Source organism: Lentzea sp. (assembly GCF_036380075.1).
Classification (GTDB): domain Bacteria; phylum Actinomycetota; class Actinomycetes; order Mycobacteriales; family Pseudonocardiaceae; genus Lentzea.
This window is the reverse complement of the sequence record NZ_DASVFL010000143.1, coordinates 1-8915: the sequence shown is the minus strand read 5'-3', so window position 1 is coordinate 8915 and position 8915 is coordinate 1. Positions and strand designations below refer to the sequence as shown.

11 protein-coding genes are annotated in these 8915 nt (G+C 70.4%); 7 read left to right on the top strand and 4 right to left on the bottom strand.

Annotation, left to right across the window (positions count from 1 at the left end):
• Nucleotides 1-47 precede the first annotated feature (47 nt).
• The 4 genes from VF330_RS17285 to VF330_RS17270 all read right to left on the bottom strand — a co-directional run bounded on the left by VF330_RS17285 (nt 48) and on the right by VF330_RS17270 (nt 2999).
• The gene (locus VF330_RS17285) at nt 48-638 is read right to left on the bottom strand and encodes a TetR/AcrR family transcriptional regulator (protein ID WP_330852633.1); all 591 of its coding nucleotides are present in this window, start codon (nt 636-638) and stop codon (nt 48-50) included.
• A gap of 72 nt (nt 639-710) precedes the next feature.
• Nucleotides 711-2294 (bottom strand): Na+/H+ antiporter, encoded by a 1584-nt coding sequence (locus VF330_RS17280; RefSeq protein WP_330852632.1) that lies wholly within the window; start codon nt 2292-2294, stop codon nt 711-713.
• Between the two features lie 19 nt (nt 2295-2313).
• Nucleotides 2314-2622 (bottom strand): thioredoxin, encoded by a 309-nt coding sequence (trxA, locus tag VF330_RS17275; RefSeq protein WP_330852631.1) that lies wholly within the window; start codon nt 2620-2622, stop codon nt 2314-2316.
• A complete protein-coding gene (locus VF330_RS17270) occupies nt 2613-2999 on the bottom strand; it encodes a MerR family transcriptional regulator (protein ID WP_330852630.1) in 387 nt (128 codons plus the stop codon). The genes trxA and VF330_RS17270 overlap by 10 nt, the downstream gene beginning before the upstream one ends.
• Before the next feature lie 116 nt (nt 3000-3115).
• Here VF330_RS17270 and VF330_RS17265 point away from each other — a divergent pair, with 116 nt between their 5' ends.
• The 7 genes from VF330_RS17265 to VF330_RS17235 form a co-directional block, all read left to right on the top strand.
• The gene (locus tag VF330_RS17265) at nt 3116-3982 is read left to right on the top strand and encodes an LLM class flavin-dependent oxidoreductase (protein ID WP_414675390.1); all 867 of its coding nucleotides are present in this window, start codon (nt 3116-3118) and stop codon (nt 3980-3982) included.
• A gap of 11 nt (nt 3983-3993) precedes the next feature.
• The gene (locus VF330_RS17260) at nt 3994-5265 is read left to right on the top strand and encodes an LLM class flavin-dependent oxidoreductase (RefSeq protein ID WP_330852628.1); all 1272 of its coding nucleotides are present in this window, start codon (nt 3994-3996) and stop codon (nt 5263-5265) included.
• Between the two features lie 210 nt (nt 5266-5475).
• On the top strand, nt 5476-6351 hold the full coding sequence (locus VF330_RS17255; protein ID WP_330852627.1) for an amino acid ABC transporter permease: 876 nt from the start codon (nt 5476-5478) through the stop codon (nt 6349-6351).
• Nucleotides 6348-7070: an amino acid ABC transporter ATP-binding protein gene (locus VF330_RS17250; protein ID WP_330852626.1), complete on the top strand. Its 723-nt coding sequence runs from the start codon at nt 6348-6350 to the stop codon at nt 7068-7070. Before VF330_RS17255 ends, VF330_RS17250 begins: the two co-directional genes overlap by 4 nt.
• 12 nt (nt 7071-7082) lie before the next feature.
• The gene (locus VF330_RS17245; RefSeq protein ID WP_330852625.1) at nt 7083-8018 is read left to right on the top strand and encodes an ABC transporter substrate-binding protein; all 936 of its coding nucleotides are present in this window, start codon (nt 7083-7085) and stop codon (nt 8016-8018) included.
• A gap of 15 nt (nt 8019-8033) precedes the next feature.
• Nucleotides 8034-8489 (top strand): winged helix-turn-helix domain-containing protein, encoded by a 456-nt coding sequence (locus VF330_RS17240; RefSeq protein ID WP_330852624.1) that lies wholly within the window; start codon nt 8034-8036, stop codon nt 8487-8489.
• A 47-nt stretch (nt 8490-8536) separates the two neighbouring features.
• Nucleotides 8537-8915, top strand: a 379-nt coding sequence (locus tag VF330_RS17235) for a GNAT family N-acetyltransferase (protein ID WP_330852623.1), incomplete at its 3' end; no start/stop codon positions are given.

Below are 8915 nucleotides of genomic sequence, written 5' to 3'. Positions count from 1 at the left end.
CGTATCTGGACCGACCGGTCAAGAACCGGTGTGATGTCTCACGATGATCAGTTCGCGGGAATAAGCCCGGTGAGCAGGGCCTCGGCCATCAGCGTCAGCGCCGCGGGGTCCTGGCCGATCCGCCCGAGCACGACCAGCCCGAGCTGTCCGGCCAGCACCGCCTGGGCGGTGAGGTCCGGGTCGAGGCGGGCCGCGGCGTCACCCTCGCGTTGCGCCCGTCTGATGGCGTCCGCCAGCACTGCCGAGGTCGCGGCGTAGCTGCGCCGTGCCTCCGCGGCCACCTCGGCGGTGCTCGCGGAGAGCTCCATCGCGGCGTTGGCGAGCAGGCAGCCCCGGCGGGCGTACTCGCCGCTCGGGTCGCGGAACGAGCCGATGACGAACTCGCGGACCACGTCGATGCCTCGGTCGGCCTCGTCCAGCCATCCGCGCAGCATCCGGTCGTTGGCGTCGTCGTACTCGCGCAGCACGCGCAGGAACAGGCTCTGCTTGTCGCCGAACGCCCCGTACAGGCTGCCCTTGCCGAGACCGCTGGCCGACATCAGGTCTTCGAGGGACGTGCCCGCGTACCCCTTGTCCCAGAACGTCGACCGCACGGCCGAGAGCACGCGGTCCTCGTCGAACTGGCGCGGGCGGGGCATGCGGCGAGGTTACGTGTTGTGGACCGATCGGTCCAGGCGGACCGGGACCCCGGCCCGCTCCGGCCGCCGAGCTCAGTCCTCGTCCACCTCGCGCCGCGACAACCGGACCTCCTCCACGTCCAGCTTCCGCTGGATCGTCCGCAGCACGATGTCGTCGATCGCCTCCTCGTCGCGCAGCCGCACGACGGTGGCCCGCTTGTGCGCGATCAGCTCCAGCCGCAGCGCCGCGTACTCGACCTCGGACTGGACGACCTCCTCGTCGCCCGCCTCCTTGCCCCGCACGACCTCCATGTGGTGCTCGTACTCGGCCAGCACCCGCTTGTAGACGACGTCGGAGACGCCCACCCGGTCGGCGATCGCGGGCAGGGCCTCGTAGGCCTCCTCCGACGCCGTCGACTGGGCCAGCTGCAGCTCCTTCTCCAGCGTCACGTCCTCGGGCAGCTGCGAGAAGCGGATGATCGACGGCAGCATGACCGACTGCACGATCAGCGTCAGCACGACGACGCCGGACGTGATGAGGATGATCTCCTCGCGGAACGGGAACGGGCCGCCGCCCACCACGGTCTCGGGCACGGCCAGGGCCGCCGCCAGCGACACCGCGCCGCGGAAACCGGCCGCCGAGGTCACCAGGCGTTGCCGGGCGCCGACGCGGCGCAGGCGTTGCTGCGGGCGGCGGTCGAGGGCGCGGATGACGTACGGGGTCGTGTAGCTCCACAGCAGGCGGGTGCCCGCCGTCGTCAGGGCCACCAGGCCGATGGCGCCGAACGTCGCCAGGGTCTCGGAGCTGCTCAGCGTCCGGATGGCGCTGTGGGCCTGGAGTCCGATGAGGACGAACAGGGAACCGTTGAGCAGGAACGTCGCGATGCCCCAGAACGCGTAGCTCACCTGGCGGGTGTCGGCGCGCACGATGCGCGGGCCCACGCGGGCCAGTGCCAGGCCGCAGACCACCACGGCGATCACGCCGGAGCCGTGGACCGTCTCGGCGAGCAGGAACGCGGCGAACGGGGTCAGGATGCTGACCACCGTCTCGTGCAGCGGGTTGTCGAGGCGCTTGCGCACCTGTACCGCCAGCCAGGCGATGAGCAGACCGGCGAGGGCGCCGCCCGCGTACGACAGCAGCAGGCGCAGGCCGACCATGCCGGTGCTGAACTCGGCTTCGCCGACGGTGATCGAGACGGCGATCGCGTAGATCACCAGCGCGGTGCCGTCGTTGATCAGCGACTCGGCGCGCAGGATGGTGGTGGTGCGGCGCGGCATGCCTCGCGCGATCGCCGAGACGGCGGTCGCGTCGGTCGGGGCCAGTGCCGCGCCCAGCACCCACGCCGGGCCCCAGGCGAGGCCCAGCGCGTGCGCGACGGCCGCCACCGCCGCGGCGGTCGCGAGCACCAGCAGCGTGCTGAGCAGCACGATCGGGCGCAGGTTGCTGCGGATCTCCCGCAACGAGGTGTTGAGGCTCTCCCAGTACAGCAGCGCCGGCAGGAAGATCAGCAGCATCGCCTCCGGCGGCAGGCTGACCGACTCCAGCGCGGGGACGAAACCGAGCACGGCGCCGCACAGGACGAGCAGCACCGGGGCGGCGACGCGCAGCCGCCCCGACACGACGCTGCTCGCCAGGATGCAGACGCCGAGCACCACCACGAGTTCAAGACCGAGCATGCGCTGAAGATTAGGCGGCTCAGGCGCTCAACGCGTCATCCAGCTCCGCCAGCAGTCGCGACTTGGGTCGCGCTCCCACGATCTGCCGGATCGGCACGCCGTCGCGGAACAGCAGCATGGTCGGCAGCGACATGACCTGGTAGTCGCGCGCGGTGGCGGTGTTCTCGTCGGCGTTGATCTTCAGTACGGTCAGGTCGTCGCGTTCGGCGTCGATCTCGTCGAGCACGGGCGAGAGCATGTGGCACGGTCCGCACCACTGCGCCCAGAACTCGACGAGCACGGTCCCGGTCCGGGTGCTCTCGGCGAAGGTGGCGTCGGTCAGCTGCACTGGAACTCCTCAGGGTCGGCCACGAGGCACGGGTCTTGGAAGGCGAGTCTGGCCAGCAGGAACTCCCGGACGGTGGTGAGCCGGTCCAGGCAGGCGTCCACCTCGGCGAGCTTGCGCCGGTAGACCTCCCGCGAGTCGGGGCACGAGTCACCGGACTCGTGCCCGGCCCGTAGGCACGCCACGAACGGCCGGGTGTCCTCGAGCGAGAGCCCGACCGCCTGCAGCGACTGGATCTCCCGCACCAGCCGCAGGTCGTGCTCGCCGTACTCGCGGTAGCCGTTGGGCGCGCGCCGCGCCTGCAGCAGTCCCTCGGACTCGTAGAACCGCAGCGTGCGGGTGGTGGTGCCGGCCCGCTTGGCCAGTTCGCCGATCCTCATGGGCCGAACGCTAAACCTTGACGTGCGCGTCAAGGCAAACTCGCGAGATATTCCCGTTCCCGCGAGTTTTCCCACCCTGTGGCCGTCCCAGCGGCGACCCCTCCACCCCGCACAGAATGCGAGGAAAACGAGGAGAGGGGGGACCGGTGGGCTCACGACTGCACCTGGCTGTCGCGCTCCAGGCGACCGAGGTCTTCAGGGCGAAGCACTGGGCCGGGCTCGTGCGGGAGGCCGAGGACGCCAAGCTCGACTTCGTCACGTTCGACGACTCGCTGGACGGGCGGCCGGGACTCGACGCCGTGCTCACGGCGGCCCGGATCGCACCGCTGACCTCGCGGATCGGGCTCGTGCCCACGGCGGTGGTGACGCACACCGAGCCGTTCCACGTGTCCAAGGCGATCGCGACGCTCGACTACGTGAGCAAGGGGCGCGCGGGCGTCGAGCTCACCGTCGCGCCGGAGCCCGCGACGGCCCGGCACTTCGGGCGGCGGGACGACCTCACCGACCTGTGGGACGAAGCCGCCGACTACGTCACGGTGCTGCGCGGACTCTGGGACAGCTGGGAGGACGACGCCGAGATCCGCGACGTCGCCACCGGCCGGTTCATCGACCGCGAGAAGCTGCACTACCTCGACTTCGAGGGCCGCTGGTTCTCCGTCCGCGGGCCGTCGATCACGCCGCGGCCGCCGCAGGGGCACCCGCCGGTCTCGGCGACCGAACCGGTGGGGGACGTCGTGTTCTCCGACGACCCCCTGGCCGGTGGACTCGTCTTCCGGGACGTCGACGCCACCACGCCGGTCGACCGGTTGATCGCGTGGCACGAGGAGGGGTTCGCCGGGTTCCGCCTGCACGGCGACCTCGCGCACGTCACCGGCACGCTGGTGCCGGAGCTCCAGCGGCGCGGGCTGTTCCGCACCGAGTACGAGCACGCGACGTTGCGCGGCCACCTCGGCCTCACCCGCCCTGCCAACCAGTTCGCTTAGAGGAGCGCGAGATGACGAAGCAGATCCACCTCGCCGCGCACTTCCCCGGCGTGAACAACACGACCGTGTGGAGCGACCCGCAGGCGGGCAGCCACATCGAGTTCGACTCGTTCGTCCACTTGGCACGGACGGCCGAACGGGCCAAGTTCGACTTCTTCTTCCTCGCCGAGGGACTGCGGCTGCGCGAGCAGGGCGGCGAGATCTACGACCTGGACGTCGTCGGCCGGCCCGACACCTTCACCGTCCTCGCGGCGCTCGCCGCCGTCACCGACCGGCTCGGGCTCGCGGGCACGATCAACTCCACGTTCAACGAACCCTACGAGGTGGCCCGGCAGTTCGCCTCGCTCGACCACCTGTCGGACGGACGCGCCGCGTGGAACGTCGTCACGTCGTGGGACGCGTTCACCGGCGAGAACTTCCGCCGCGGCGGGTTCCTGGAGCAGGGGGACCGCTACACGCGGGCCGAGTCGTTCCTGCGCACGGCGTGGGAGCTGTTCGACACCGGCGTGGGGGAGTTCGAGCACCGGGACCGGCACTTCGACATCCGCGGCACGTTCGGCGTCCCGCGCTCGCCGCAGGGACGTCCGGTGATCCTCCAGGCCGGGGACTCCGAGGAGGGCCGTGAGTTCGCCGCCGCCACCGCCGACGCGATCTTCTCCCGGCACGGCACGCTGGAGGCGGGGCAGAAGTTCTACCGCGACGTGAAGGGCCGGCTCGCGAAGTACGGGCGCACGCCGGACCAGCTGGTCGTGCTGCCCGCGGCCACGTTCATCCTCGGCGACACCGACGCGGACGCCCAGGAGAAGGGCGCGGTCGTGCGGCGGCAGCAGGTCAGCGGCGCGACCGCCATCCGGTTCCTGGAGCAGGTGTGGAACCGCGACCTCAGCGCCTACGACCCGGACGGTCCGCTGCCGGACGTGGAACCGCTCAGCGGCGAGAACACCATCGCCAAGGGACGCGCCAGCGTGCGGATGTTCAAGGACCCCGCGGCGACGGTCAAGGAGTGGCGGGAGAAGGCCGCGGTCAAGAACCTCTCCATCCGCGACCTCGTGATCGACGTGAGCGCGCGGCAGACGTTCATCGGCTCGGCCGACACCGTCGCCGCGCAGATCAACGATCTCGTGCAGCAGGACGCGGCGGACGGGTTCATCCTCGTGCCGCACGTGACGCCCGGCGGCCTGGACGAGTTCGCCGACACCGTCGTGCCGCTGCTGCAGGAACGCGGCGTGTTCCGCGAGGACTACACAGGTCCGACGTTGAGGGAGCATCTCGGACTCCGATAGTTGTTCACCACGTGGACGTCCTTGCCCAGCTGATTCGCCGGTACCTAACGTGAGCGTCGTTGAGTGAGTGCTCTCCTCGAGAGCGCAGGGAAGGGAGGACAGGATGGCCGTCTTCGCCACGATCATCCCGTCCTCCCGCTGCCACGACGACTGCACGAGCTGACCCGCTCCTCGGCTCGCCTCCGTTCCCAGCCGCAGCAAGGACCTCCCATGGCATCTCCTGGCACCCTGACGCTGGTGTCCACAAAGGACGAAGACCCCGCGTCCCTGCCGGTCGTCCCGGCCCGGCACCCGTGGCGCTGGGTGGGCGTCGTGTTCGTGCTGGTGCTGGCCGCGCAGTTCGTCCACGGTCTCGTCACGAACCCCGCGTGGGACTGGCCGACGTTCGCCCGCTACTTCACCGCCCGGTCGATCATCACGGCCGTCGGCACGACCATCCTGCTGACCGTGCTGGGCACCGTCCTCGGGTTCGCGCTCGGCATCGTGGTGGCGGTGCTGCGGCTGTCGAAGAGCCCGTTCCTGCGGGCCGTGGGCTGGACCTACATCTGGGCGTTCCGGTCGATCCCGCTGATCGTGCAGCTGCTGTTCTGGTTCAACATCTCCTACCTCTACCAGCGGCTGAGCCTCGGCATCCCGTTCGGCCCGGAGTTCGTGAGCTTCGAGACGATGGAGCTGATCAGCCCGATGGGCGCGGCCGTGCTCGGGCTCGCGCTGCACCAGGCCGCCTACGCCGCGGAGATCGTGCGGTCCGGCGTGATCTCGGTCGACCGCGGGCAGCTGGAGGCGGCGGCCTCGCTGGGCATCCCGCGGTTCCGGCAGTTCCGCAGGATCGTGCTGCCGCAGGCGATGCGCTCGATCCTGCCCAACGCGGCCAACGAGGTGATCAGCCTCTTCAAGGGCACGTCGGTCGTGTCCGTGATGGCGATCGGCGAGCTGTTCTACCAGGTGCAGGTGATCTACGGCCGCAACGCGCGCGTCGTCGCGCTGCTCATGGTCGCCACCGTCTGGTACATCGTCCTGACCACCCTGCTCTCGGTCGGCCAGCACTACGTCGAGCGCTACTTCGCGCGAGGAGACCGCCGATGATCGAGGTTTTGGGCGTGCACAAGAGCTTCGGCTCCCTGGAGGTGCTGCGCGGGGTGTCGCTGGAGGTCACCGCCGGCGAGGTCGTGGTGGTGCTCGGGCCGTCCGGGTCGGGCAAGTCGACGCTGCTGCGCACGATCAACCACCTGGAGAAGGTCGACCGCGGGTTCATCACGATCGACGGCGAGCTGATCGGGTACCGGCGGCGCGGCGGGAAGCTCCACGAGCTCAAGGAACGCGAGATCCTCAAGCAGCGCAAGGACATCGGGTTCGTCTTCCAGAACTTCAACCTGTTCCCGCACCTCACCGCGCTGGAGAACGTGGCGGAGGCCGCCGACCTCGCCACCGCGCGCGAGTTCCTCGGCCGGGTCGGCCTGGCGGACAAGGCCGGCTCCTACCCGCGGCAGCTCTCCGGCGGCCAGCAGCAACGCGTCGCGATCGCCAGGGCACTGGCCACGCGGCCGAAGGTCGTGCTGTTCGACGAGCCGACCTCGGCGCTGGACCCCGAGCTCGTCGGCGAGGTGCTCGACGTGATGCGCGACCTCGCGCGGTCCGGCACCACGATGGTCGTCGTCACGCACGAGATCGGCTTCGCCCGCGAGGTTGCCGACCGGGTCGTGTTCATCGACCAGGGCGTGATCGTCGAAGAAGGGGCGCCGGCCGACGTCCTCGACCACCCCGTCCACGAACGCACCCGCGCGTTCCTGTCCAAGGTCCTCTAGAAGGAGTCCGTTGTGCGCAAAACGATTCTCGCCGCCCTCACCCTCGTCCTGGCCGCCTGCGGAACGGCCGGGAGCGAGCCGACGTCCAGCGGTGGCGGCAACCTGGACGTCAACCTCGGCCCCGACCAGAACCGCGTGACCGCGGCGAAGGACGACAAGATCGCCTCGAAGGTGCCGGAGCGGTTCAGAACCAAGGGCGAGCTCAGCATCGGCGGCGACGCCGGCACGTCACCGCCCCTGCGCTTCTACGCCACCGACGACAAGACCGTCATCGGCGTCGAGACCGACATCGCCTCCCTGATCGCCGACGTGCTGGGCCTCAAGCCCAAGCTCGAGGTCACCTCGTGGGAGAACCTGTTCGTCGGCCTCGACAGCGGCGCCTACGACCTCGGCCTGTCCAACATCACGGTCACCGAGGCGCGCAAGGAGAAGTACGACTTCGCCACCTACCGCGTGGACACGCTGGCGTTCGAGGCGAAGAAGGGCGGCAGCTGGAAGGTGACGAAGCCCGAGGACGTCGCGGGCAAGGTCATCGCCGTGTCGTCCGGCACGAACCAGGAGAAGATCCTCGTCGACTGGAGCACGAAGAACGTCGCCGCCGGTCTGCCGGCCACCGACATCAAGTACTACCAGAAGGCCTCCGACTACTACCTCGCGCTCCAGTCCGGCCGCATCGACGCCTACCTCGGCCCGAACCCCACCTCCGCCTACCACGCGGCGACGTCCGGCGAGACCGAGGTGATCGGCAACTTCTCCGGCGGCGCCGCCGTCCAGGGCAAGATCGCCGCCACCACGAAGAAGGACAGCGGGCTCGTCGGCCCGGTCAACGAAGCCCTGAACCAGCTGATCGCCAACGGCAAGTACGCCGAGGTGCTGAAGCGCTGGGGACTCTCCGACGAGGCGGTGCCCACGTCGGAGATCAACCCCCAGGGCCTGCCGAAGACCTGACCGAGGAGACGGACCATGCGGTTCAGCATCACCATCGACACCGAGAACGAGGAGACCGCGGTGCGCCTGCTCGCGGCCATGAAGGACGTGGGCCTCGTGCAGTCGCCCGCCGAACCCGTGCCCGGCGACGCGGACGTCCGCATCCTGCCGCACACCCGGCAGGTCCTGCTCCGCGACGAGGTCGTCGAGACCACCCGGCTGGAGTTCGAGCTGCTGCTGCACCTGTGCAAGCACCCGGACCGCGTGCACCGGCGCCGTGAGCTGCTGTCGGCGGTGTGGGGCATCGACGACGACTACAGCGGCGCCCGCACGGTCGACGTGCACGTGCGGCGGGTGCGGCAGAAGCTCGGCGACGTGGCCGACGTGATCCAGACCGTGCGCGGGGTGGGGTACCTGGTGGCGTCCAGCAGCCGCATCCGGGTGGAGGGCTCGCCGAACGTCGTGCGGCTGGCGGACCGCCGCGCCGGCTGACGAACGCGGTCCACTGGACGCGGCCGGACGCGCCCGAGGTCGCGGAGATGATGGCCGAACTGCTGCACGAGTACGTCAGCAGGTACGGCCCCGCGGCCCGGGAGCGGATGGACCGGTTTCCCGACGAGTCGCTGACGCCGCCGGACGGCCGGTTGGTGGTGTTGCTGCGGGAGGGCGCCGCCGTCGCCGGTGGGGCGTTCCGGCGGCACGACGGCGCGACCGCGGAGCTCAAGCGGATCTGGACGCACTCGGGGTTCCGGCGGCAGGGCCTGGCCCGGCGGGTGCTGGAGGTGCTGGAGTCCGAGGCTTCCCGGCTCGGCTACCGCCGCCTGTACCTGACCACCGGGCCGCGTCAGCCGGAAGCGCGGGGCTTGTACCTGGCGGCGGGCTACACGCCGTTGTTCGACGTCACGGTCCCGCCGGCCG